General features: G+C 71.4%; 20 protein-coding genes. 5 read left to right on the forward strand and 15 right to left on the reverse strand.

Features of this window, described 5'->3' with window-relative positions; all coding sequences use genetic code 11:
• The 9 genes from ACFYTQ_RS15120 to ACFYTQ_RS15160 are packed head-to-tail and all read right to left on the reverse strand — an operon-like array spanning window position 1 to window position 11,563.
• The gene (locus tag ACFYTQ_RS15120; protein WP_387360885.1) at window positions 1-1,326 is read right to left on the reverse strand and encodes a glutamate-1-semialdehyde 2,1-aminomutase; all 1,326 of its coding nucleotides are present in this window, start codon (window positions 1,324-1,326) and stop codon (window positions 1-3) included.
• Window positions 1,326-3,035 carry a GNAT family N-acetyltransferase gene (locus ACFYTQ_RS15125; RefSeq protein ID WP_387360887.1) on the reverse strand — a complete coding sequence of 570 codons (1,710 nt, stop codon included), beginning with the start codon at window positions 3,033-3,035 and terminating at the stop codon, window positions 1,326-1,328. Before ACFYTQ_RS15125 ends, ACFYTQ_RS15120 begins: the two co-directional genes overlap by 1 nt.
• Window positions 3,032-4,390 (reverse strand): glycosyl hydrolase family 28-related protein, encoded by a 1,359-nt coding sequence (locus ACFYTQ_RS15130; RefSeq protein ID WP_387360889.1) that lies wholly within the window; start codon window positions 4,388-4,390, stop codon window positions 3,032-3,034. The genes ACFYTQ_RS15125 and ACFYTQ_RS15130 overlap by 4 nt, the downstream gene beginning before the upstream one ends.
• A complete protein-coding gene (locus ACFYTQ_RS15135; RefSeq protein ID WP_387360891.1) occupies window positions 4,387-5,670 on the reverse strand; it encodes a Wzz/FepE/Etk N-terminal domain-containing protein in 1,284 nt (427 codons plus the stop codon). The genes ACFYTQ_RS15130 and ACFYTQ_RS15135 overlap by 4 nt, the downstream gene beginning before the upstream one ends.
• On the reverse strand, window positions 5,661-7,019 hold the full coding sequence (locus ACFYTQ_RS15140; RefSeq protein ID WP_387360893.1) for a hypothetical protein: 1,359 nt from the start codon (window positions 7,017-7,019) through the stop codon (window positions 5,661-5,663). The genes ACFYTQ_RS15135 and ACFYTQ_RS15140 overlap by 10 nt, the downstream gene beginning before the upstream one ends.
• Before the next feature lie 45 nt (window positions 7,020-7,064).
• Complete coding sequence (locus tag ACFYTQ_RS15145; RefSeq protein ID WP_387360895.1) at window positions 7,065-8,069, reverse strand: glycosyltransferase; 1,005 nt, start codon at window positions 8,067-8,069, stop codon at window positions 7,065-7,067.
• Entirely contained in the window at window positions 8,066-9,388 is a 1,323-nt protein-coding gene (locus ACFYTQ_RS15150) for a lipopolysaccharide biosynthesis protein (RefSeq protein WP_387360897.1), read from the reverse strand. The genes ACFYTQ_RS15145 and ACFYTQ_RS15150 overlap by 4 nt, the downstream gene beginning before the upstream one ends.
• 7 nt (window positions 9,389-9,395) lie before the next feature.
• Window positions 9,396-10,523 carry a glycosyltransferase family 4 protein gene (locus tag ACFYTQ_RS15155; protein ID WP_387360899.1) on the reverse strand — a complete coding sequence of 376 codons (1,128 nt, stop codon included), beginning with the start codon at window positions 10,521-10,523 and terminating at the stop codon, window positions 9,396-9,398.
• Window positions 10,520-11,563 (reverse strand): glycosyltransferase family 4 protein, encoded by a 1,044-nt coding sequence (locus ACFYTQ_RS15160; protein ID WP_387361310.1) that lies wholly within the window; start codon window positions 11,561-11,563, stop codon window positions 10,520-10,522. Before ACFYTQ_RS15160 ends, ACFYTQ_RS15155 begins: the two co-directional genes overlap by 4 nt.
• Before the next feature lie 265 nt (window positions 11,564-11,828).
• On the opposite strand from ACFYTQ_RS15160, the gene ACFYTQ_RS15165 reads away from it, so the two are divergent.
• Window positions 11,829-13,133: a polysaccharide pyruvyl transferase family protein gene (locus ACFYTQ_RS15165; protein WP_387360900.1), complete on the forward strand. Its 1,305-nt coding sequence runs from the start codon at window positions 11,829-11,831 to the stop codon at window positions 13,131-13,133.
• A complete protein-coding gene (locus ACFYTQ_RS15170) occupies window positions 13,130-13,966 on the forward strand; it encodes a glycosyltransferase (protein ID WP_387360902.1) in 837 nt (278 codons plus the stop codon). The genes ACFYTQ_RS15165 and ACFYTQ_RS15170 overlap by 4 nt, the downstream gene beginning before the upstream one ends.
• Here ACFYTQ_RS15170 and ACFYTQ_RS15175 read toward each other — a convergent pair.
• Both ACFYTQ_RS15175 and ACFYTQ_RS15180 read right to left on the reverse strand, forming a co-directional pair.
• A complete protein-coding gene (locus tag ACFYTQ_RS15175; protein ID WP_387360904.1) occupies window positions 13,938-14,567 on the reverse strand; it encodes an MspA family porin in 630 nt (209 codons plus the stop codon). The genes ACFYTQ_RS15170 and ACFYTQ_RS15175 overlap by 29 nt on opposite strands.
• Window positions 14,568-14,696: 129 nt before the next feature.
• On the reverse strand, window positions 14,697-15,776 hold the full coding sequence (locus tag ACFYTQ_RS15180) for a class I SAM-dependent methyltransferase (RefSeq protein WP_387360906.1): 1,080 nt from the start codon (window positions 15,774-15,776) through the stop codon (window positions 14,697-14,699).
• A 14-nt stretch (window positions 15,777-15,790) separates the two neighbouring features.
• Between ACFYTQ_RS15180 and rfbC the strand changes: the two genes are divergently transcribed.
• Entirely contained in the window at window positions 15,791-16,360 is a 570-nt protein-coding gene (gene rfbC / locus ACFYTQ_RS15185; protein WP_387360908.1) for a dTDP-4-dehydrorhamnose 3,5-epimerase, read from the forward strand.
• On the opposite strand, the gene ACFYTQ_RS15190 is transcribed toward rfbC, so the two are convergent.
• From ACFYTQ_RS15190 to ACFYTQ_RS15205, 4 genes are read right to left on the reverse strand one after another with little or no spacing between them, the layout of a single operon-like run.
• A complete protein-coding gene (locus tag ACFYTQ_RS15190; protein WP_387360910.1) occupies window positions 16,344-17,372 on the reverse strand; it encodes an NAD-dependent epimerase/dehydratase family protein in 1,029 nt (342 codons plus the stop codon). The genes rfbC and ACFYTQ_RS15190 overlap by 17 nt on opposite strands.
• Before the next feature lies 1 nt (window position 17,373).
• Window positions 17,374-18,051 carry a PIG-L deacetylase family protein gene (locus ACFYTQ_RS15195; protein WP_387360912.1) on the reverse strand — a complete coding sequence of 226 codons (678 nt, stop codon included), beginning with the start codon at window positions 18,049-18,051 and terminating at the stop codon, window positions 17,374-17,376.
• Window positions 18,015-18,803, reverse strand: coding sequence for a glucose-1-phosphate cytidylyltransferase (locus ACFYTQ_RS15200; protein WP_387360914.1), 789 nt, complete (start codon window positions 18,801-18,803; stop codon window positions 18,015-18,017). Before ACFYTQ_RS15200 ends, ACFYTQ_RS15195 begins: the two co-directional genes overlap by 37 nt.
• Window positions 18,800-20,038, reverse strand: a complete 1,239-nt coding sequence (locus ACFYTQ_RS15205; protein WP_387360916.1) for a methyltransferase domain-containing protein — start codon at window positions 20,036-20,038, stop codon at window positions 18,800-18,802. The genes ACFYTQ_RS15200 and ACFYTQ_RS15205 overlap by 4 nt, the downstream gene beginning before the upstream one ends.
• A gap of 501 nt (window positions 20,039-20,539) precedes the next feature.
• On the opposite strand from ACFYTQ_RS15205, the gene ACFYTQ_RS15210 reads away from it, so the two are divergent.
• Window positions 20,540-22,027 (forward strand): sugar transferase, encoded by a 1,488-nt coding sequence (locus ACFYTQ_RS15210; protein ID WP_387360918.1) that lies wholly within the window; start codon window positions 20,540-20,542, stop codon window positions 22,025-22,027.
• A gap of 88 nt (window positions 22,028-22,115) precedes the next feature.
• Window positions 22,116-23,342 (forward strand): cytochrome P450, encoded by a 1,227-nt coding sequence (locus ACFYTQ_RS15215; RefSeq protein ID WP_387360920.1) that lies wholly within the window; start codon window positions 22,116-22,118, stop codon window positions 23,340-23,342.
• The last annotated feature ends 4 nt before the right edge of the window (window positions 23,343-23,346 follow it).

The raw sequence follows: 23,346 nt of genomic DNA on the forward strand, positions 1-23,346 counted from the left end.
TCACGCCTCCCGGCGGAGTGCGCGCGGCGCGGCGTGGCGGCGCAGGGCGGGAGCCACCGGTCGGCCGCGCAGGAGTCCCTCGACGGTACCGGATTCCAAAGCGCGGCAATACGTTTCGGCGGCCGGGCGGCAGGCGGCGAGGGTTTCGTCGATCTCGGCGTCGGTGTGCGCCGCGGAGGTGACGAACGATTGGCCGAGCACGCCGCGCTCGAGCAGTTCCTGGAGGAACAGGGTGCGGTAGGGCTGGGACGGCCGTCCCCGCTGATCGCGGGTGAGGAAGATCAGGCAGGAGGGGCGGCCGACGACCTCGAGCCGGTCGCCGATGCCGAGTTCGGCGGCGATCTTGTTCACGCCGTCGGCGAGGCGGCGGCCCGCGTGTTCCATGCGGCCGATGGGATCGGTCTCGGCGTAGGCGGCGACGACCGCGCGGAAGGCGGCCAGCGAGGCGGTCTCGGGGCCGTGGGTGGTCGACAGCAGGAAGACGCGGTCGCGTTCGGCGCGTAAACCGCCCAGCTCCATGAACTCTCGCCGCCCGGCCAGCGCGGAGATCGGGAAGCCGTTGCCCATGGCCTTGCCCCAGCACGACAGGTCGGGGGTGACACCGTACACCTGTTGCGCGCCGCCCGTCGACCAGCGGAAGCCGGTGATCATCTCGTCGAACACCAGCAGCGTCCCGGCGCGGTCGCACAGCTCGCGCACGGTGGTCAGGTATCCGGGTTCGGGCTCGGCGAGGGCGGTGGCCGCCTCCATCACCACGCACGCGATCGTGCCCGAATCCAGCACGGCGGCAAGGGCTTCGGGATCGTTGTAGGGGAAGCGGACCGTGGCGGTCGGGGGGATGCCCGCGTTCATCTCCGTGGTGCCGATGAACCAGTCGTCGACCGAGAAGAACGGCTGGGCGCACACGGCGACGGTTTCGCGGCCGGTGACCGCGCGGGCCAGCCGCACCGCCGCGGTGGTGGCGTCGGAGCCGTTCTTGGCGAACTTCACCATATCCGCGCCGGGGACCAGCGCGAGAAAGTCCTCGGCGGCCGCCAGTTCCAGTTCCGTCGGGCGAGAGAAGTTCACGCCCCCGGCGATCGCGGCCGTCACCGCCTCGACCACCGGGGCGTAGCCGTGGCCGAGGGTGACCGAGCGCAGGCCCATGCCGTATTCGATGTAGGCGTTGCCGTCGGCGTCCCACACGCGCGCGCCGTCGCCGCGCACCAGGATCGGGGTCATGAACTCCGGGTACTGGTCCGAACCGCGGGCGTAGGTGTGCGCGCCGCCGGGGACCAGGTCGTGCAGGCGGGCCTGAATCGCGTTGCTGCGGTGGAACTCTCGCATCAGGGCCGCCCCGGGGAGGCGACGGTGGACGCCCACAGCGTGTGGTCGGCGCGGCGGCCGGTGGGTCCGTGATGGTTGCGCATGATTCCCTCCTCCCGCAGTCCCGCGCAGGCGGCGACCGCGGCGGACTCGGTGTCGGCGGCGTCGATCTCGGTCGCCACCCGGTACAGCCCGAGGGTGTGGAAGGCGTGCTCCAGCACCACCCGGGTAGCCGCCGTGCGGACACCGATGTCGGCGCGAGCGGAGTCGGCCCAGGCGTGCAGCCGGGCATTGCGGTCGAACATGTCCAGATCGAACAGCCGGAACTCCCCGGCCCAGCGCCCGTCGACCTCGAGCACCAACACCAGCCCACCCGGCGATCGCAAACCCCCCCGGCTACGGGCGAATTCACGCCACCAAGCCCCCTCACCCGGCCCCGCCGTCCGCCGCCCCCCATCCGCGAACCGCCGCCCGCGCACCACCGCCCCGCCATACCCGGGCACCCCGAGCCGAACCGAACACGCCCCGCGCATCGGCACCATCCGCCGCCGCACCCGCCCGGCAACCAACCGCCCCGCGAGATAGGCGACCATCACCCGCCGCCGCCAACGCCCGACCCCGGCGCTGCCCTCGTCGCGGTGCCACCGCGACGAGCCGTCGAGCGCGGGCCTCGCCGCCAGCATGGTCCCGCCGGTCTCGACAACGCGGCCATCCCAGAGTCGCGCAGCCGCAAAGGATTCCGTCCCCTGACCCATGGGGCCGTCTCCCGCTGGCACCGCCACGGAGGGACCGGGCGTCTCGCCCATGTGGCCGTCTCCGGACCTCGCGATCACCGAAGGCTCGAGGGCCTCGCACGCGCGACCGTCTCCGAGGTGCGCGGTCCCCGAGGGTCGGCGTCCGTCGAACGGTTGGCCGTCTCCGGCTGGCATGGCCGCCGAGGGACCGGGCGCTTCGACCCCGATGCCGTCACCGGGCCGTGCGGTCGCTGAGGGTCCGGGTCCGTTGTATGGTTGGCCATCTCCGGCTGACGTGGCCGCCGAGAGATGGGGGGCCTCGGACCCGAGGTTGTCACCGGGTTGCGCGGTTGTGCCCGATGGGGCCGCGCCGGGGGTGGCGTTCTTTTCGCTGACGCGGTGAATCCAATTGTGCGCGAAGCCGTTCGGGGGGATGTCGGCTCGGGTCAGGGCCCAGAGGGCGTGGTCGCGGCGGGTGCCGCCGACGTCGAAGTAGTGGGACATGAGGGCCTCGCGGATGAAGCCGAGGCCCTTCGCGCCGCGGGTGGCGGGGGTGTTGGCGGGGCAGATGGGGGCGACGATTCGGTCGAGGGCCAGGGTGGCGAAGCCGTGGTCGAGCATGAGGGCGGCGGCTAGGCCGCCGAGGCCGCGGCGGGCGTGGCGGGAATCGATCCAGATGCTCAATTCGGCTGTGCGGGTGTGGGAGTCGACGGCGACGAGTTCGCACTGGCCGGCGAAGGCACCGTCGACCTCGATCACGCCGGCGACTCGGCGGCCGCGGCGGGCCTCGGCGGTGGCGACGAGGTATTCCCGGATCCATTGCGTCTCGGTGTGCCGGTCCGGCCACGGGTCGGGGGAGCTGTACCAGAACGGTTCGATCAGTTCCGCGTCGCGCAGCCGGATGCGCCGCCACGCGGCGTGGTCGTCGAGGCGGGGCGGGCGGATGAGCACGCGGGATCCGCCGAGTCGGGCCGGGCCCAGCGGGCGGGCGGTCATGTCCGCGGCCGCTGTTTGCCGAGCGGGGCGGTCTTGACCACGCCGTCGGTGCCGACCGACAGCCGCCAGTAGCCGCCCGCCGGATCCTTCAGCACCACACCGCCTTCGGGGCGATCCGACAGCCACGCCCCGCTGGGCAGCACCGCCGACACCACCCCGCCCGCCTGATCCTGCATCTGCACGATGTCGGTGTCGGGGCCGCCGGACTGCACCAGCATCGTCCCGACGTACCGCGCGCCGCGCACCCGCCCGCGCCCGATGACGTGCCAGCCCTCGGGGAACGCCCGCGGATCCACCTCGTCGTGCGATCCGGAGATCAGATTGATCGCCGTGCCCTCCGGACAGCCGCGCGGATCGATGCGTATCTCGATGGGTGGCGCGTCCAGATCCGGATCGAACTGCACGTTCGCGAGATACGGCTGGCGACAATGGTTGAGCTGCAAGCCCGTTCCGCGCGCGGCGACCTTGCAGTTCACCATGCCGAACTGCGCGGGCCCCCCGGCCTCGGTGCCGATGGCCAGCGCGGTGTCGGCCCCCTCGAACCACACATTGGTGAACCACCAGTCGTTCGCGGGCCCGTCCACCACGACATGCCGGTCGGTGGTGCGCGGATCGTTGTCGGAGACGAATTCGACGTTCGACACAGCGAGCCCGGCGTTGTGGTCGCCGCCGATGCCGCGCACGCCGACCCGGTTGTTGGTGAACTTGCTGGCGGTGACGTAGTTCTGGATGCACGACGTCACCAGCCCGTAGCCGAAGTTGTTGATGTCGCAGTCGAGGAACGTGGTGCCGCCGGTGTTGGCCTCGAGCACCACGCCGCGCTGCTCGGCGTAGCGGGGGAAGTTCTCGGCGAGGTGATTGCCGCGCAACACCACCTGATCGAAGGTGCAGCGGAAACACTCGGTCAGCGTCACCGCCGTCGCGTGCTCACCGGTGAGAAAGCACCCGAGCCGCACGAACCGCACCCGCTGCCGTTTGCGCAACTCGATCAGGGTCGCGTCGCCGTCGTAGAAGACGGTGCTCACGTCGGCCCCGTCCCCGAGAACCGTTGCGTAGTCCGGTAATTCGGGGAACTTGCTGACCCGGTACTGCCCCGACGGCAGATACAGCACCAGCGGCCGGTCCCCGACCGCGGCGGCGCGGGCGAGGGCGGCGGTGTCGTCGGCCTTGCCGTCGCCGACCGCCCCGAAATCGCGGACATTGCGCGCCGAGGGCGCCTCCCCGACGTGCGGGGAGCGGAAACCCGGTCGCGGATCGGGATCGTCGCCGGAACACGCCGCCAGCGATCCGGCCGCCGCGGCCCCGAGCGTCGCGGCGAGCATGCGCCGCCTGGCGAGCGGACCGGTCGGCGTCATCGGCGAGCCCCGAAGGCGGACAGTAGGTTCCGCAACGCGTCGCGCTGGGGAGCGAACACCACCACACCGGTCAGCCGGTCGGGTCCGAGGGTGGCGAGCGCGCCGCGCAACTGCCCTTCGGTGCCGCCGAGTTCGACGATCCCGATGGTGATGTCGCAGCGCCGCGCCAGCGCGAGCGCGTCCGCGGCCACCGGCACCGGCGCGGCCTCCACCACGACGTGGTCGTAGTCGGTGCACAGCTTCGCCATGATCTCGCCGAACCGTTCCGAGGACAGCAGATCCGGGGTGCGCAGATCCGGCACGCCCAGCGGCAGCGCGCTCACCCCGACCTCGGGCCAGTAGGTGATGGCGTTGTCCAGCGGCGTGGAGCGGCGCAGCAGCTCCGACAGTCCCGCGCCGACGGTCGCGGGCATGCGGGTGGAGCTGCCCTCGCCGGTGGTGTCGGCGTCCACCAGCACCACCCGGCGGCCCGCGTCGGCCAGGGCGCGGGCCAGCCCGATCGCCACATCCGGTTCCGAATGCGGCGACAGCGAGGTCAGCAGCACCCGGAAATCGGGTTCGTCGGCCAGTCGCATTCGCAGACGCCGCAATTCGCCCGCGGCGCTGGGCTTTCCGTCGTCGATGATGCTCAGGATCGGCACCGGCACGATCTGCTCGACCTGGGTCGAGGTGCGCAGCCGCCGATCGAGCCGGTCGAGGGCGAGCGCGCCGAGGCCGCCGAGTACGAGCCCGCCCAGCAGGCCGAGCGCCAGCAGGCGGGTGGTCTGCGGGCCGTTGGGGCCGCTGGGCATCTGCGCTCGGTCGACGACGGCGACGCGGGCGGCGGGGGCCGCGTCGGACTGGATGGTCTCCAATTGGTCGACCAGATGCCGGAACTGGGACACCACCTCGTCGGTGATGCGGCGCGCGCCGTCGGGGGTGCGATCGGTCGCCGACACCACGATCAGGGTGGTGGCGGGCGGCGCGACCGCGGTGATCCGGCCGCGCAGGGTTTCCGCCGAAATCGTCAGTCCCAGTTGATCTTTCACGCGTTGCGCGACGGTCTGGCTGGTGACCAGTTCCAGGTACGAGCGCACCCGTTGCTGGGCCGCGAGCCCGCCCTGATACGAGTCGTTGACCGAGGTGCCCGTCGCCATCGACACGTAACACGTGCTCGACGCGGTGTAGGTGGCGGTCTGGCTTTGGGCGTAGCCGTAGGCGGCGCCCACACAGACCAGGACGGCCAGCGCGATGACGGGCCAGCGCCGCCCGGCCAGCCGCCACAGATCGCTCAAACCCATTGCGCGGTCCTCGATTCCCCGGCCACCTGGCGCCGGTACTCACCCACCAGCAGATATGTGATCCAGACCAACACCATGGCCTGGAGGTATTTCCCGACGGTCTCCACGGTGCCGAGCATCCCCCGCTCGAACAGCACCGGCACCTCGATCAGCGCGAGCGCGAACACCGGCAGCGGCACCATCCGGCTGTACAGCGAGCGCGTCCACAACAGCAGCAACAGGAAGGTCACCGAAACCCCCAGCACCACACCGCCGTAGCCGCCGAGCACGTACCCCTCGTTGATATTGCCCTCGGCCAGCGACACCGAGACCTGGCTCATATCGGTCGACTGCCCGCGCACCCGCATCGCCCACTCCGCGCCGGACCGGAACTTCTCCGCGCCCAGCAGCTGCGACGGCACCAGGCTCTGCGCCGCGTGCGAGACCACCTCGCCGGGCGTGAGCCACGACCCCGGCCCGGCGTAGTAGGCGTCGGTGGCGGCCTCGAGTCCGTCGAAGCGGCGCAGCAGGCTCAGGAACGGGTGCACCACCGGCGGGTAGGACGAATCCGTCACGGCCGCTTCGGCTTTCGTGGCGGCGTCGGCCTTGAGCGACTGCAACCAGCCGAACCCGCCGAGGCCGAGCGCGGCGATCGCCAGCACCGCCGTGAGATTGGCGCGCGTCCAGCCGGTCATGGCGCAGCGCACGGCGATCGCGAGCGCGGCGCCCATGATCGGGGTCTTGGACTGGGTGGCCGCGGTCCACAGCAGCTCGCCCAGGGTCAGCGCGCCGAGGATGAGCACGGTGTCGCGGGTGCGGTCGGTGCGCAGATAGACGATCAGGCCGACCGCGCCGATGGTGGCGAGGATGCCGATCAGGTTGAGCACCGCGTTGGGGCTCTCCAATTCGCCCGCGCGCCCGTTGGTTCCGGTGGCGACCGCGGCCAGGCGGCCGAGCGTGCCGAGGGCGTAGACGACGACGAGCGTCTGGCGGAACGTGCGATCCTCCGCGAACGGGATGGGCCGATGCGGCGGCTGTTCGACGCCGCGCCGGGACCGCGCCCACAGCGCGTAGCCGACGATCAGCGCGGCGTACACCCACAGCCCGAACGCCACCGGCCGCAGCACCGTGGCGATGCCGGGGTCGTAGCCGAGCGCGGCCAGCCGCGGATCGGGCAGGTTGTCGCCGAAGTGCGGTTCGGGCCGCACCCACAGCAGCACCACCGGCCGGGCGACGTAGGACAGCGACCAGTGCGCGGTCTGGGCGATCAGGACGACCCGGATCGGGCCGGGCAGCCACAGGGCCGCGAGCACGATCACGGCCAACGCGCCTGCGACCGAGGCTACTTGGGGCGGCGCGGCGCCCGTCACCGGGTGTCCTTCATCACCCGTATGTCCGCGCGAACCCGCCGGTCGTTACCCGATCGCATGAACGATCTCGCGGGCGCGATCGAGGTAGCTGTTCGCCCCGGTGACGATGCGGCGATACCCGGCCTCGGCGACCTTGGCGGCCTCGTCGGGGCGGCGCGCGCAGCGGTCGAGGATCTCCCGCAGTTCGGCGGGGGAGGAGAACAGGAAGCATTCGCTGCCCTCGGTGAGCAGTTCGGCGTGCTCGGCGGTGCGCTCGCCGACGAAAAGCCCACCGGCGGCGGGGATTTCGTAGCTGCGGCAGGTGTGGGTGTCGCGGTTGGCGGAGTTGAGCAGCACCAGATTGGCGGTCACCGCGGCCACCGCGAGGGAGAACCGTTCCCCGTACACGGGTCCGCGCACCGCCGCGCGGGTGCGGCGCAGCGGCGCGACCCGCCGCCAGCCCGGACCGTAGACGACGAAATCGTCGCCGTGCGCGCGGGCCAGATCGACCAGCAGGCCGGTGCGGTCGGGTCGCCGCGCGCCGATGAATCCGGCGAGGAAGCGTTCCCCGCCGCGCCGCGCGCAGGGGTGGTGCCAGGCGGGATCGTAGGCGCTGGCGACGTAGGCGACCGCTCGCGCGCCGCGCTCGCGCAGTTCGGGGACGTTGTGCCGCTTGGTGGTGACGATCAGATCCCACTCCGATTCGCGCGCCAGGTATTCGGCGCTGGTGTTCTCCGGATTGGCCACGTCGTCGGGGCTGTAGTGCACGCGCAGCGCCGCCGGGACCGACAGCAGCCGGGCCTGGTCGAGATGGACGGATTTGAACGCGAACAGCATATCGGGCGCGAAATCCCGTGCGAGCGCGTCGATTTCGTCGTGGACGGCGGCCACGTCCCAGGGGGCGCGGCGGCCGGTGGCCTTGGCGTAGGTCCAGGCCGGGGACAGCCGGGCCGGGAGGGTGACCGCGGTGGTGTCGACGACGAGCACCTCGTGCCCGGCCGCGCGGAATCCGTCGGCGAGCGAGCGCGCGTTGCTGCCGACCCAATCATCGCCCAGATACAGGATTCTCACGTCGCGTCCGCCTCGAGCGCCAGCACGGCCGGGGTTTCGGGTGCGGCGTCGCGGGCCGCGCGTTCGCGGAGCACCAGCCACCGCATCCGGACGAGATACCACAGCGCGACCGAGATCTCCGCGCACAGGGTGCCGTACACCAGCGTCCACACCGAATGGGTGTGCACGGCGATCGTCAGCGCGCCCGCCGCCACGGCCGTGCCGATCACCGCCCCGACGAGCACGCCGACGGTGTCCTGCCGGACCGGCAGCACGGCGGTGGTGACGAACGAGGTGATCGTCGTCGCGGGCAGGATCAGCACCTCGAGCCGCAGCAGCGGCACCGCCCCGGTGAACGCGCCGCCGAACATGATGTGGATCAACAGCGGCGCGGCCAGCCACACGCCCAGCACCGCGAGCACCGCCGCCGAGACGCACGCGCCCAGCGAGCGGATCGAGTGCCGCCAGAACGATTCGTCGGCGCTGCGGCGGGCCATGCGCGGCAGCAACGCGAAACCGATGGGGTCGAGCAGGGATTGGATGGCGCGCACCAGCCGGTCGCCCGCCGAGTACAGGCCCAGCGAGGCGGCGTCGAGGACCGCGGCGTACACCGCCGCCGACCCCTGGCCGTAGCTGGTGACCAGCGCCCGCGACGTCACCACCGGCGCGCCGATCCGCAGCACCTGCCCGAACCGCCCCGGCCGCCCCGGAATCCCGAAGGTGCGCAACGCGTCCCACCAGGTGAGCGCGACGGTCACCAGCGACGACAACAGCAGGCACAGCATCGCGGTGGACGCGCTGGGCAGCCGCGGCAGCAGCACCACCAGCAGCGCCAGATAGCCGACCCGGCCGATGCCCTGATACAGGGTGGACGCCCCGAACCGGCCCTGCCCGATGAGCAGCCAGTCCTCCGAGATCGACCACACGCCACCGGCGAACAGGCCCAGCAGGATCATGTGCAGCGGCGGCCGCACCCCGGCGGCGAGGCTCACCAGCAACGCCACCCCGAGCACGGTCAGGGTGGTGGCGCGGATGGCGAAGTAGGTGCCGCGCAGCCGCGCGATGTCGGCGCCGGTGTCGTCGTCGTGCACCTTGGCCGCGAGGAACGAGGTGATACCCAGATCCACCGCGAGCGAGCCGATGAAGTACGCCGACATGCCGATCGCCAGCAGGCCCACGCCGTGCGTGCCGAGCTGGCGTGCGATGAGCGGCAGCGTGACCACGGTGATGACGTACTGGCCGTACTTGCCGAAACTCACGTAGCCGATGTCGCGCAGCACGGCCAGCGGGCCGTGCTTGACCGGTCGCGGGCGAGGCCCGGTCTCATCGGATTCGGTCATGCCGCACTCACTTTCGCCGTACCGAGCCCAGCAGCGCCGCCACGGTGCGGGCCGACTCGGCGATGTCGAAACGGCGCGCGCGCAGCTGGGCGGCGTCGGCGAGCTCGGCGCGCGTTCCGGGGTCGTGGATGAGGGTGTCGAGGGCCGCGGTGAGCGCGGCACGGTCACCGGCGGGGACGAGCAGGCCGCTGCGGCCGTGTTCGACGATCTCGGCCGGGCCGCCGGGGCGGGTCGCGATCACCGCGCAGCCCGCCCGCATGCCCTCGGCGACGACCTGACCGAACGGCTCGGGCAGCACCGAGCAGTGCACGAGGATGTCGGCCTGGCGCAGCCGGTCCTCCGGATCGTCGACGTGCCCGGTGAAGGTCACCGGCAGCGCGAGGTCGGCGGCGAGGCGTTCGAGTTCGGCGTGGTAGGGCTCCTCGTCGAAGAACGCGCCGCCGATCAGAAGGATGTGGCGCGGAACGGTTTTCGCGTCCGCGACCGCGCGCAGGAACAGGTCCTGGCCCTTCCAGGGCGCGAGCCTACCGACCATCGCCACCACGGTGTCGGCGGGCGGGCGCTGGGCGGCTCGGGGGCGGGGCGGTCGGGGTTCGAGGCCGGGGTAGGCGACGGCGGCCGGGCGTCGCCAGGTGTGCAGGGTGGCGAGGGTGGCGCGGCTGTTGGCGAGGTAGGCGTGCGCGAGCAGCCAGCCGAGCAGCCGGATGAGCGGGGCGAGGGCGCGGCCGAAGTAGTCCGCGGCGACGCGGTCGTGCACCTGCCACACCAGCGGCACGCGGGCGCGGCGGGCGGCGACCGCCCCCATGAGCAGCGCCTTCGTGCTCTGCGCGACCAGCACCGTGCCCTCCAGTTCCCGTACCGCGGCGCCGGCCCGCCAGCCCACGCGCAGCAGCGCGAGACCCCCGGCGAGCAGCCGCCGGGGGCTCGCCGTCGCGATGGTCATCGTTCGGCTGTCGAAATCGTTTCGCAGCAGCCGGGTTTCGATGCCGCGCTCGCGGGTGCGCGCGACCATCGGGCCGTCGGCGGTGTACACGACCGCCGGGTCGAGGTGGGCGCGCAGCGCGGACACCAGGCGGAGCATGGCCAGTTCGGCCCCGGACGGGACCGCGGTGTGCGCGAGGAAGACCGCTCTCATGCCGCCAGCTCGCGGTAGAGGGCGAGGTGGGCGCGCGCGGCGCGGGTCCAGGTGAACGATTCCGCGTGCGCGCGGCACTGTTTCGCGGTGGGCAGGGGGCCGTCGAGGGCGGCGGTCAGGCGGTCGGCGAGCGCCTCGGCGTCGTCGGGGGGCACGATCAGCGACGGGTCGAGTCCGCGCACGGAGTCGGGCAGGCCGCCGCAGTCGGTGACGATCGGGGCGCGCCCCGCGGCGAGCGATTCCAGCGCGATGAGCCCGAAGCCCTCGAGGGCGCGCGAGGGCACCACCGTGCAGGCGGCGCGGGCGTAGAGGCGGGTCAATTCGTCGTCGTCGACGCGGCCGGCGAAGGTGATCGTGTCGTCGTGGGCGGCGCACGCGCCCAATTCGGCTGCGGCCGTGCCGGTTCCGACGATGAGCAGCCGCGCCTCGGGGTGGCGCGCGGTCACACCGGGCCAGGCGCGCAGCAGGACGTCGATGCCCATGCGGCGTTCGAGGCGGCGCACGCACAGCACGAGCGGGGCGGCGTCGGCCGGGGGCGGTTCGGGGATGGGGAACCGGTCGAGGTCCACCCCGGGCGCGATGACGGCGATCCGCTCGGCGGGCACCCGGTAGTCGGCGGCGAGCAGATCGCGAAAGCGGTTCGACAACACCACGAACCGGTCGGCGCGGGCGTAGCGCAGCCGTTCGAGGAGATATTTCGCGCGCACCGCACGCCCGGATTCCCCGGCCGCCCGGCTCTCCCGCGCCCACGGCCCGTGGAAATGGACCACGAGCGGTCCCGGGGCCGGTGGGCCGTACAAACAGAAATGGCGATCCACGATCGTTTCCCGCGATATTTCCATCCGGTCGAGAAATGCGCGCCGCCCGCGTGCCAGGGTCGTCCCCCCGGTCGCCCCCCAGCTCCGCCCGCCCTCCGGCGCGTCCCCGAAAGCCGTTGCGGTGACCCGAATATCATCCATCCCGCGCAGCGCCCCGAACAGATCGGTGAAATACCGATTCAACCCCCCGGGACTCGCGGAAAACCATTCCGCCCCGGTCATGTGCACGCGCAGCCCTACCATACAATTCCTGAGTCGATGGATTGCCCCGGCCCCGCCCGTGACACGGACTTCCGTCCGTCAGTCAGTGTAGGACACCCGGGCCGGAAACGCGGATCGACGCGGGCCGGACCGCCCGAGCGACCATACCGACCGGAACCATGTTGGTGCGGAAGGGTTTTGGGGTCGTTGCGTAACGATCGGTGGCGTGGTGCGATGGAATGACCGATCAACCGGCGGTGTCCGGACGTGCGGAGGGAACTACACAGTGGGGAAGTTCGGTGCGCGGCCCGGGGACGGGGAGATCCGGGTCCTGGTCGAGAACGGGGAGTACTGGCTGCGCAATCGGGGGGATATCGCCATGATGGCGGTCACCGTGGAGCGGTTGCGGGAGCGGTGGGCGGGGGCGCGGATCGGGGTGCTCACCGATCAGCCGCGGATTCTGCGGGCGGTGGTGCCGGAGGCGGAGCCGATCTGTCTGGGCGGGGGCGGGCACTGGCCGGAGCGGAGTCCGTGGGATCGGCCGGTGGGGGCGGCCGTGTTGCGGTGGCGGGCGGCCACCGACGGGCCCAAGTCGCGGGTGCGCGCGCTGCGTCGGAAGGCGGTCGCCGCGGACCTCGAGCCGAGCCTGCCGTCGTTGCCCGCCGCGGCGGCCGACGCCTCGCTGGTGCTCGCGCAGGGCGGCGGATACCTCACCGACGTCGACCGTTACCAGGCCCGCCGCACCCTGACGCTGCTGGAATACGCGCAATCGCAAGGCATTCCGACCGCCATGATCGGGCAGGGCATCGGTCCGCTGGAGGATCCGGCGCTGCTCGACCTCGCCGCGCGGGTCCTGCCCGGCGTCGGGCTCATCGCGCTGCGGGAGGGCCGCCGTGGCCCGGCCCTGCTCGCCGATCTGGGCGTCGCGCCCGAACGCGTCCTGGTCACCGGGGACGACGCGGTGGAACTGGCCTATCGGCTGCGTCCCGACGACCTCGGCGGCGATCTCGGAATCTGTTTGCGCGTGGCCGATTACGCGCGGGTGAGCGACCACGCCCGGACGGTGCTCGGGTCACGGGTGCGGGGCCTGTCGGCCGAATTCGGCGCGCCCCTGGCCCCGCTCATCATCTCCGAGTACGACTCCGAGGACCGTCGCTGCACCCTGCCGCTGCTCGCGGGCGCCCCGCGGGTGCGCCGACCGGCCGGGCGCGGCGCGAGCGCCGCCGACGTGGCCCGCCAGGTCTCGCGCTGCCGCGTCGTGGTGACCAGCGCCTACCATCTCGCGGTCTTCGCGCTCGCCCAAGGGGTTCCGGCCGTGGGCGTCACCGCCTCGCGCTACTACGACGACAAGTTCCACGGCCTCGCCGAGATGTTCGGCACCGGACTGGAGGTGGTCGACCTGCGCGGCGACGGCCTCGACGCGGCGCTCACCGAGGCCGTCCGCCGCCAATGGCAGCGCGCGCCCGAACTCCGGGAACCGTTGTGGCGCAAGGCCGAGGACCAGATCGCCGCGGGCCGCCGCGCCCTGGACCGCGTCTTCGGGCTCGTGGCGGACGAACCGACCATCGCACCCGCCCAGGGGGAGCTATGACGACCCTGTCGATCTGCGTACCGGCCTACAACGCCGCCCGCACCCTCGAGACAACGCTGCGCTCGATCCTCGACCAGGACCTGGACTTCGAGGTCGCCGTGCTCGACAACGCCAGCACCGACGCCACCGCCGAGATCGCGCACTCCTTCGACGACCACCGCGTGCACCCGCACCACAACGACCGTCTGCTGCCCATCGGGGAGAACTGGAACAAGGCGGTCGCGCTGTCCTCGGGCGAGCTGGTCAAGGTCGTCTGCGCCGACGACATCCTGCTGCCCGGCGCGCTGAAGGCGCAGGTCGACCTCCTGGCCGATCGCGAGATCGCCTGCGCCGCCGCCAAATTCGAGGTCATCGACGAGTCCGGCGCGGTGGAGGAGACCGATCTGGGCCTGCCCGGCCTGCTCGGCCCGCAACCGGCCGGGGCGCTCATGCGCACGATCGTGCGGCGCGGCCCGGCCGACTTCGGGCCGACCGCGGCGGCGATGTTCCGCCGCCGCGATTTCGAACGCGCGGGCGGTTTCCGGGGCGATCTGGTGTTCCCGATGGACGTGGACCTGTTCGCCCGGGTCTGCGAATTCGGGCTGTTCTACGGGATGCCGACCATCCTCGCCGCCTGGCGCAACTCCTCGTTCAACCTGTGCAGCAACACCTCCACGGTGTCCAAGCTCACCGAGATGGCCCGCTTCCACCACCGGCTGGGCCGCGAATATCCGGACCTGATCGCGGTTTCCGACGTGCTGGCCGGGGATCTGCGCCTGGTGCGCCAGGCGCTGGAACGGCTGCGGATCCGGTCGGCGGACGCGCTCAGATCGACGAGGTCGGCCCGTAGGTGATCACGGTGTCACCGCTGGCGCCGACGACCTTCACGAACGGCCGGATGGTGGTGGTCCCGAGCACCCCGGTGACCGTGCCGTGGAAGCCGGACATCTGCACGAAACCCTCGGTGCCGGAGATGTCGCCGCCCGCGCATTCGATGGTCTGGATGCCCGGCCCGAATCCGGCCTCCACCTCGACGCCGACCCGGGGGATCAGATCGAACACGTCGAGCTTGGGATCGTTGCCGAGTTCCAATTCCAGTCCGGGCGTCTGATATTGGAATCTGATCTTTCCGTTGAGCGTGGCCGGATAGCCGACCATGTACCCGATCGTGATGTGCCCGTGCCAGTTCTCGGCCCCGGGCCCCGACACACGGTAGCTGGCCCGCCCGTTGTGGAACCACTCGCGGGTCAGCGGATTGCCGTCCAGCGGGGCCACGAAATCGATGCGGGTGTCCTCGGAGATGGCCTCCACGGTGCGCTGACCGTGATCGACGATGCCCGCGACGCCGTCCACCCCGGCCGATGCGGTCCCGAGCCCCGCGAGCACGCCGAAGGTGGCGGCGACGGCGGCGGCTGTGGTCCGCGCGGTGGCGCGGGTGTGCTTGCTGTAGTTCATGTTCCGACTCCCTCATCCTCGGGCGCGTTGTGCCGCCGCGCCGAAAGTTGCTGCCGGTCCGTACCGACTGTTCCTCCCGCACCGGTCGCGGTGCGGCCCCGTCCGTCGAGCACCCTGCGCGTCCGCGCGTCACGGCGGGCGCGGGACCTCCGTCACCCATCGGCCGCGCAGCGCGGGCAGCGCCGCGTCGACCTCGCGCGCCAGATCCGGCAGCGTGAGCAGGACCCGATCGGGTTGCGCCGCAACCAGTTCCGCCGGTCCGATGATCGGGATGTCGGTGCCGGGCATCCGGCGGCCCCGCTTGGCGGGGGCGGCGTCGGCCACCCCGGCCAGCAGCGACCGCCGCAGCCCGGCGCGAGCGAACAACGCCACCGCGCGCGAGGCCGCGCCGTAGGCGTGGACGCGGCGACCCGCCGCGGCCTCGCGCTCGAGCCAGCACCGCAGGTGCTCGGCCTGCCGGTCGGCCTCGGCCTGCAATCGCGACAGCACGGCCGGATCGGTGAGCCCGGTCTCGGCATCGAGGACGCGGCGCACCCGCGCGTCGGGCGCGGCCCGCCACGGCACGAACGCCGCCAGGACCGTGCCGCCGTAGAGGTCGAACTCCCACGCCGTCGCCGGGCGCAGGCCCGCCCCCGCCAGCAGCCTGGTGAGCGCGGTCAGCGAGTAGTACGCGAAATGCCCGTGCCGCAACGCGTTCCACTGACCCTGGGCGAGGATCGCGCCGAGCCGATGGAACTGGACCAACAGCACCCCGCCCGGGCGCAGCGCGGCCGCGCGTTCGGCGGCCGCGGCGCGCTGATCGGGGGCGTGCATGAGCCCGAAGCCGTCCACCACCACATCCGCCGTCGCGTCCGGACTCTCGACGCCGCCGTGCGCCGCGAGCAGCGGCAGCCAGGTGCCGCCGTGCGGACTGCCGAACTCGCGGACCGTGCGGTCGCGCAGGATGCCGGTGGCGGCGATCCGGGTGACCGCGTCGACGGCCTGCTCCCGCAGCGCCCGCGGCTCCACTCCGCGCGGTTCGTCGGTGACGGTGTCGTCCTCGGCCAGCTGCGCCAGCCCGCACCGCTCGCACAGCACCATGGCGAGCGGGTAGAGCGGATCGTCTTCCGCCGTTCCGCCGCTCGGAAAGTGGTCGGCCGCAGGCATTTTCCCGAGATCGAGCACCTCGGTGAGCCGATCGGACCCGCACGCGCGGCACCCGCGGCTCATGACACCATGTCCCCGTGCGCATCGAATCCGCCGACCTGGCCGACGTGCTGGTCCTGATCCCGCGGCCGCATCGCGACGCGCGCGGGCTGTTCACCCGCACCTTCGACGCGGTCGAGTTCGACGCCCACCTCGGGCGACCCGGCGCGGCCGCCGCCTTCGTCCAGGACTCGCAGTCGCGCTCGGTGCGCGGCGTGGTCCGGGGACTGCACGGCCGATCCGGGCGCGGCGAGGCCAAGCTCGTGCGGTGCGCGCACGGCGCGGTGCACGACGTGCTCGTCGACATCCGGCCGCAGTCGCCGACCTTCGGCCGCGCCCAGGCGTTCCTGTTGGACGACAACGACTTCCGGCACCTGTACGTGCCCCCCGGTTTCCTGCACGGATTCCAGGCGCTCACCGACGTCGCCGACGTGTGCTACCGCATCGACCGCCCGCACGACCCGGCCGAGGACCTCGCCGTCGCCCACGACGACCCGGACCTGGGCATCGCCTGGCCGCTCCCGGTCAGCGTGATGTCGGAGCGGGACCGGGCCGCCGGAAGCTGGGCCGAACTCCTCGCCTCGCCGCACCTCACGCCCCGATCGTGACGCGGCGCAGCGAATCGTCCAGCGCGCCCGCGGATTTGCGTTCGCGCAGCCGGGCCAGCCGGGTGAAGCGCTCGGCGAAATCGGCGGCGGTGAGCCCCCGCGCGCGGTACTCCCGGGCCAGTTCCGCCGCGCCCGCCGCGACGCTCCAGCGCGCGGCGAACCCCAATTCGGTACGGGCGCGGGCGAAATCGACCCGGTACGAGCGCGGGTCGGCCCCGGTCTCCCCGGTGATCACCAGTTCCGAACCCGGGACCGCCGCCACCACGGCCGCCGCGATCTGCGCGACGGTCAGATTGTTCGACTCGTCGCCGACGTTGTAGGCGCGCGCGGAGATTCGCGCCGCGGGCGCGGTGAGACAGGCCGCGAAGGCGTCCGCGATATCGGCGGCGTGCACCAGCGGCCGCCACGGCGTGCCGTCCGACAGCACCCGCACCTGCCCGGTGAGCACCGCGTACCCGACCAGATTGTTGAGCACGATATCGGCGCGCGGCCGCGGCGAGAAGCCGAACGCGGTCGCGTTGCGCAGGAACACCGGGCAGAAATCGGCGTCGGCGAGCGCGGCCACATCGTCCTCCACGCGCACCTTGCTCTCCGCGTACGGGGTCAGCGGTCGCAGCGGCGCGTCCTCGCCGACCAGCTCGGACCCGGCCGCGCCGTACACCGAACACGTACTGGCATACAGGAATCGGCGCACCCCGGCCGCCTTGGCGAGGCGGGCCAGCCGCACCGAGGCGTGATAGTTGATGTCGTAGGTGATCCGCGGGGCCAGCGCGCCCAGCGGGTCGTTCGACAGCGCCGCCAGATGCACCACCGCGTCGAATCCGGCGAGCTGATCGGCGGTCACCTCGCGCAGATCCACGCTGAGCCCCGGCGGATCGGGCGGGGCCTCGCCCAGCACGCAGTCGGCGAACCAGCCGACGTCCAGGCCGGTCACCTCGTGCCCGGCGGCGACCAGCACCGGGGCCATGACCGTGCCGAGATACCCCTGATGTCCGGTGAGCAGTACCCGCATTTCACACACCTCCGAAGACGACGGCGGCCTTGTCGACCACGAACGCCTCGGCGTACCGGGCGCGGCACTGCACCCCGCGAAGCCGGGCCAGGCCGAGGAAGGACTCGCCGTCGAACCAATCCCTGTCCTGTTGCGAGGGATAGTGTTTCGACAGCAGCTCCGCCTTGCGCACCGCGACGGGTTCGGGCAGCGGATGGAACAGCGTGGGCCGCGGCGTATCGGTCTCCCATTTGAGGATCTCGTAGCCGAGCACCAGATGGTCGCGGAATTCGGTGGGCGCGAGCTCGGCCAGCAACCGATGGTCCTGATGGGCGTCGCCGGGCTGGGGCGCGAACACCAGATCCGGCGCGCAGCCGCGGGCGAACGCGGCCACCGCGGCCTTCACCTCGGCCCAGTGCGCGGGCGTGCGCCCGTCCGGGAACGAGGCCACGGTCAGGTCGAGATCGCTTGCGGGACAGAACGCTTCGAGCGCGGCCCGTTCCTCGTCCGCGCGGTCGGTGCCGCCGCCGCACAACACCAGCGCGCGCACTCGCAGCCCCGGCGTCGCCTCGGCGAGGACGAGCAGGGTGCCGCCCGCGCCGATCGCCAGATCGTCGCAGTGCGCGCCCAGCAGCGCGATCTCGCGGACCTCGCCGCGCAGGGTCAGCACGGCGCCCCGTCGCGCTCCCACACCATCCACGGCCGCCGCCCGGAGTGGTAGGCGGCGTCGAGTTCGGCGCGTTCCTTGAAGGTGTCGGCGGGTTTCCAGAAGCCCAGGTGCTGATAGCCGATCAGCCGTCCCTGGGCGGCGAGCGCGCCGCACACGTCCTCGACCAGATCCCCGCCCGGCGGCAGCAGGTCGAAGATCTCCTGGCCGAGCACGAAATAGCCGCCGTTCTCCCAGATCGGCAGCCGCGACACCGGGGTGATGCGCTCCACGCCGCCCGCGGAATTCACGTCCACGCAGTGGAACGACGACTGCGGGGGGACGATCATCATGGAGGCGGCCGCGTCGGCGGCCACACATTTGTCGATCATCTCGTCCAGCGGCGCGTCGGTGAGCACGTCGGCGTAGTTGGCGAGGAAGTACCGTTCCCCGGCCAGATGCTCGCGCACCCGCCGAAGTCGTTCGCCGATGGCCGATTCCAGTCCGGTGTCGACGAAGGTGATCGTCCAGTCGCTGATGTCGGAGGCCAGCAGTTCGACCTTGCCGTCGCGGATGACGAAATCGTTGGACACCGACTCCTGATAGGTCAGGAAGAAGTTCTTGATGTGGTTGGCGCCGTAGCCCAGGCACAGCACGAAATCCTTGTGGCCGTAGTGCGCGTAGTAGCGCATCACGTGCCAGATCAGCGGGCGCGGGCCCACCAGCTGCATCGGCTTGGGCACCGGATCCTCGGCCCCGCCGCGCATGCGCATGCCGTAGCCGCCGCAGAACAGAACGACCTTCACGAGTGACTCCCTGCTGTGCGCGCCCGATGCAGTGTGGGCAGCGGATAGATCAGCTCCCCGCCCCAGTCGCCGACGTGGCGCAGCTGGGCGGTGATCTCGGCCTCGAGATTCCACGGCAGCACCACCACCACGTCCGGCCGGTCCGCGTCGAGGCGTTCGGGCGGATGGATCGGGATGCGGGTGCCGGGGGTATAGCGGCCGTGCTTGTACGGATTGCGATCGACGGTGTAGGACAACAGATCCGGGCGGATACCGCAGTAGTTGAGCAGGGTGTTGCCCTTGCCGGGCGCACCGTAGCCGACCGCGCGGCGGCCGTCGGCGCGACAGTCCAGCAGGAAGCGCAGCAGCTCGGCGCGGACCCGTTCGGCGCGCGGCCGCAGCTCGGAATAGCCCGCGACATCGTGTAATCCGGCCGCGGCCTCGGCCCGCAGGAGTTCGGCCACGCTCGGGCGCACCCGCGCGACCGGATCCGGGCGCGCCCACAACCGCAGCGAACCGCCGTGCGTGGGCAGCGTTTCCGCGTCGACGACGGTCAGCCCCGCCGTGGCGAGGGCGCGCTGGGCCGACAACACGGTGTAGTACTGGAAGTGTTCGTGGTAGACGGTGTCGAACTGGCCCAGCCGCACCAGATTCAGCGCGTGATGCACCTCGATGGTGACCCAGCCGTCGTCGGCGACCAGGTCGCGCAGCGCGCGGGTGAAGCCGAGCAGATCCGGGACGTGCGCGTAGACGTTGTTGGCCACCACCAGATTCGCCGGTCCGTGCTCGGCGCGGATCTCCCGGGCCAGGTCCTCGGTGAGGAACGCGGTCCGGGTGGGCACGCCCCGGTCCCGGGCGGCCGCGCCCACGTTCACCGAGGGTTCGACGCCCAGGCAGCGGATGCCCGCGGCGGCCACGTGCTGGAGCAGATACCCGTCGTTGCTGGCCACCTCGACCACGAAAGAGTCCGCGCCCAGGCCGAGTTCGGCGATCGCGCGGCCGACGAAGGCGCGCGCGTGCCGCACCCAGCTGTCGGAGTAGGAGGAGAAGTAGGCGTACTCGGTGAACGTCTCCTCCGGCGTGATGAGCGGAGGCAGTTGCAGCAGCAGGCATTTCGCGCACAGCCGCAGATGCAGCGGGAAGGTCGCCTCGGGGAGGTCGAGTTCGGCCGCGGTCAGGAACTTCTCACAGGGCGGGGTGGCCCCGAGGTCGAGCACGCTCACCAGATCATCGGAATCGCACAGGCGGCACCGCACGAGGAATTCCCCACCTTTCGCCGAGCCGGAAATCGTCGGCGGAACCGCCGAACGAAAGAGTGCGTCGACGTCGACCTCGCTTACGTTACAACACCTTTCGGCAGGGTCACGGTGAGACCACGAGGACTTTCCCGCGAGTTCCGGTCGGTTTTCGCCCCCGAAATCCCCAGTGTTCCAACAGCTATCGGGCAAACGCTTCGGAACAGAAAGGTTGTTTCTGTATACAACGGCCGATGGCCCGGGGAACCAGCAACGAACCCCTTCCGGGGGCGAATAGGGGAAGTTATCGAAAACCGGTTGGTTTGTTTTTGGCTACCGCCGAGATACGCTGGGGCCGAGGCAGATTCGTCGCACGCCGGGCGCTTGTGAGCCGTAACATTCGGAACCTGGGCGGCGAAACATCGTCGTCCCGTCGGTTGTCATGGCCCGATGCCCTTGGGGGACCGGTCAGCGGGGATCGGAACGGAGCCGAGTTCTCCCATGGGGGAGGTGCGTTCAATCATGAGTTTCGAACTCCGCGCGGGTACGCCCACGCGCCCGGCGATCCCGCCGCGCTCCGAGCGCGAGCGGTGGCAGATCGAGTACGCCCGGCGATTGTGGCTGGGCGACCTCGCCGTCGTCGGGCTCGCCGTGGCCGCCGCGCAGGTGATCCGCTTCGGCGGACCCGCGGATCCACCGCTGGCGGTGTCGCTACCGGTGGAGGTGCGCTACACCGTCGTCTCGGTGTTGCTCGGCGCGGCGTGGGCGGTGTTCCTCGCCGTCTCGGGCAGTCGCTCACCGCGCGTGATCGGTTCCGGCACAGAGGAATACCGCCGAGTGGTCGCGGCCACGCTGCGACTGTTCGGCGCGATCGCCATCGGTTCGCTGCTGTTCCGCTTCGATATCGCGCGCGGCTATCTGGCGATCGCGCTGCCGCTCGGCGTGCTCGGGCTGATGGTGCAGCGGCGGGTGTGGCGCGGCTGGGTGACCCGGCGGCGCAAGGCGGGCGGCTACCGCACCCGGGTGCTGGTGGTCGGCGGGCGGAGCTCGGCGGGGGCCATGGTCACCGCCTTCTCCCGCGATCCGGGATCGGGCCATCAGGTCGTCGGCGTGTGCACGCCCGACGACTCGGAATCCGTTCTGGCCGTGGGGGATCGGGAGGTGCCGGTGGTCGGTGACGACCGGTCGGTGGCGGCGGCGGTGCGGCTCACCGGGGCCGACACCGTCGCGGTCACCGCCACCGAGCATCTGGGCCCGGCCGATCTGCGGCATCTGGCGTGGGAGCTCGACCCGCTCGGCGTGGAACTGGTGGTGGCGCCCGGACTGGTCGACATCGCGGGGGCGCGGCTCACCCACCGCTTCGTCGCGGATATGCCGATGCTGCACGTGGGCAGGCCGCAGTACGGGCGGGCCAGCTCGATCGGCAAGTCCGCCTTCGACTTCTGCTTCGCCGCGGCGGCGGTGTTCGCGATCGCGCCGGTGTTGCTGGCCATCGCGGTCGCGGTGAAGGCCACCAGCGCCGGGCCGGTGTTCTACCGCTCCGAGCGGATCGGCCGCGACGGGCGGCCGTTCCGGATGATCAAGTTCCGCAGCATGTACGCCGACGCCGACCGGCACATCAGCGCGCTCATCGACGCCAACGGCGGCAACCCGCTGTTCTTCAAGCTGCGCGACGATCCGCGCATCACCCCGGTGGGCCGGATCATCCGCAAGTTCTCCCTCGACGAGCTGCCGCAGTTCTTCAATGTGCTGCGCGGGGAGATGAGCGTGGTCGGTCCGCGCCCGCAGGTGCGCCGCGAGGTCGAGTCCTACGACGGGGTCATGCGCCGCCGGTTGCTGGTCAAGCCGGGCCTCACCGGGTTGTGGCAGGTGAGCGGGCGCTCGGACCTGTCGCTCGAGGATTCGATGCGGCTGGACCTGTCGTATGTGGAGAACTGGTCGATGGTGATGGACCTGCTGCTCATCGCCAAGACGATCGGCGCGGTGACCCGCGGCGACGGGGCGTACTGAGGTCTTGTGAACATTATTTACTAATAGGTGTTCACAAAAGCTCTGTGATGTGGTTCACTCCAGTGGAACGTGTTCCAAAGGAGGTTCCGTGTCCGCTCCGTCCATCTCGCACGACTTCGACTTCACCGATCCCGACCTGCTGGCCCGCCGGTTGCCCATCGAGGAGTGGGCGGAGCTGCGCCGCGCCGCCCCGGTCTGGTGGGTCGACCAGCCCGACGGGGTCAGCGGTTTCGACGACGGTGGTTACTGGGTGGTGTCCAAACTCGAGGACATCAAGGAGATCTCGAAGAACTCCGAGCTCTACTCCACCCACGAGAACACCGCGGTGATCCGCTTCAACGGCGACATCGCCCGCGAGGAGATCGACATCCAGCGGGCCATGCTGGTGAACACCGACCCGCCCGCGCACGACAAGCTGCGCCGCATCATCTCCCGCGGTTTCACCCCGCGCGCGGTGGAGAGCCTGCGCGCGGCGCTGACCGAGCGCGCCGCGCGAATCGTCCACGAGGCCAAGGCGACCGGCGGCGGCGACTTCGTCAAGCAGGTCGCCTGCGAGCTGCCGTTGCAGGCCATCGCCGAACTGCTGGGCGTGCCGCAGGAGGACCGCAACAAGCTGTTCGACTGGTCCAATCAGATGATGGGCTACGACGATCCGGACTTCGACGGCAACCATCGCGTCGCCACCGCCGAGGTCATGGGCTACTCCTGGAACCTGGCCGAGGAACGCCGCAAGTGCCCGGCCGACGACATCGTCAGCAAGCTCGTCACCGCCGACATCGACGGCGAGGCACTGGGTTCCGACGAATTCGCCTGGTTCGTGATCCTGCTCGCGGTCGCGGGCAACGAGACCACCCGCAACGCCACCACGCACGGCATGAAGGCGTTCGTGGACTTCCCCGAGCAGTGGGAGCTGTACAAGGCCGAGCGCCCGCGCACCGCGCCCGACGAAATCGTGCGCTGGGCCACCCCGGTGATCGCGTTCCAGCGCACGGCGTTGGCCGATCACGAACTCGGCGGGCAGCGGATCAAGAAGGGCCAGCGCGTCGGCCTGTTCTACGCCTCGGCCAACTTCGACGAGGAGCACTTCGACAAGCCCTTCGACTTCGACGTGCTGCGCAACCCCAACCCGCACGTCGGCTTCGGCGGCACCGGCACGCACTACTGCGTGGGCGCGAATCTGGCTCGGCTGCAACTGGATCTGATCTTCAACGCCATCGCCGACGTCATGCCGAACCTGCGCCAGATCTCCGAGCCCACCCGCCTGCGCTCGGGCTGGCTCAACGGCATCAAGAACTGGCAGGTCGCCTACGAGTGAGCTG

Source organism: Nocardia sp. NPDC004068, from assembly GCF_042874315.1.
Lineage (GTDB): Bacteria > Actinomycetota > Actinomycetes > Mycobacteriales > Mycobacteriaceae > Nocardia.

Excerpts from the sequence above, each read along its gene's own strand:
- ACFYTQ_RS15120 (WP_387360885.1), bottom strand. The coding sequence starts at position 1,326 with ATGCGAGAGTTCCACCGCAGCAACGCGATTCAGGCCCGCCTGCACGAC.
- ACFYTQ_RS15125 (WP_387360887.1), bottom strand. The coding sequence starts at position 3,035 with ATGACCGCCCGCCCGCTGGGCCCGGCCCGACTCGGCGGATCCCGCGTG.
- ACFYTQ_RS15130 (WP_387360889.1), bottom strand. The coding sequence starts at position 4,390 with ATGACGCCGACCGGTCCGCTCGCCAGGCGGCGCATGCTCGCCGCGACG.
- ACFYTQ_RS15135 (WP_387360891.1), bottom strand. The coding sequence starts at position 5,670 with ATGGGTTTGAGCGATCTGTGGCGGCTGGCCGGGCGGCGCTGGCCCGTC.
- ACFYTQ_RS15150 (WP_387360897.1), bottom strand. The coding sequence starts at position 9,388 with ATGACCGAATCCGATGAGACCGGGCCTCGCCCGCGACCGGTCAAGCAC.
- ACFYTQ_RS15155 (WP_387360899.1), bottom strand. The coding sequence starts at position 10,523 with ATGAGAGCGGTCTTCCTCGCGCACACCGCGGTCCCGTCCGGGGCCGAA.
- ACFYTQ_RS15160 (WP_387361310.1), bottom strand. The coding sequence starts at position 11,563 with ATGACCGGGGCGGAATGGTTTTCCGCGAGTCCCGGGGGGTTGAATCGG.
- ACFYTQ_RS15170 (WP_387360902.1), top strand. The coding sequence starts at position 13,130 with ATGACGACCCTGTCGATCTGCGTACCGGCCTACAACGCCGCCCGCACC.
- ACFYTQ_RS15175 (WP_387360904.1), bottom strand. The coding sequence starts at position 14,567 with ATGAACTACAGCAAGCACACCCGCGCCACCGCGCGGACCACAGCCGCC.
- ACFYTQ_RS15180 (WP_387360906.1), bottom strand. The coding sequence starts at position 15,776 with ATGAGCCGCGGGTGCCGCGCGTGCGGGTCCGATCGGCTCACCGAGGTG.
- ACFYTQ_RS15190 (WP_387360910.1), bottom strand. The coding sequence starts at position 17,372 with ATGCGGGTACTGCTCACCGGACATCAGGGGTATCTCGGCACGGTCATG.
- ACFYTQ_RS15210 (WP_387360918.1), top strand. The coding sequence starts at position 20,540 with ATGAGTTTCGAACTCCGCGCGGGTACGCCCACGCGCCCGGCGATCCCG.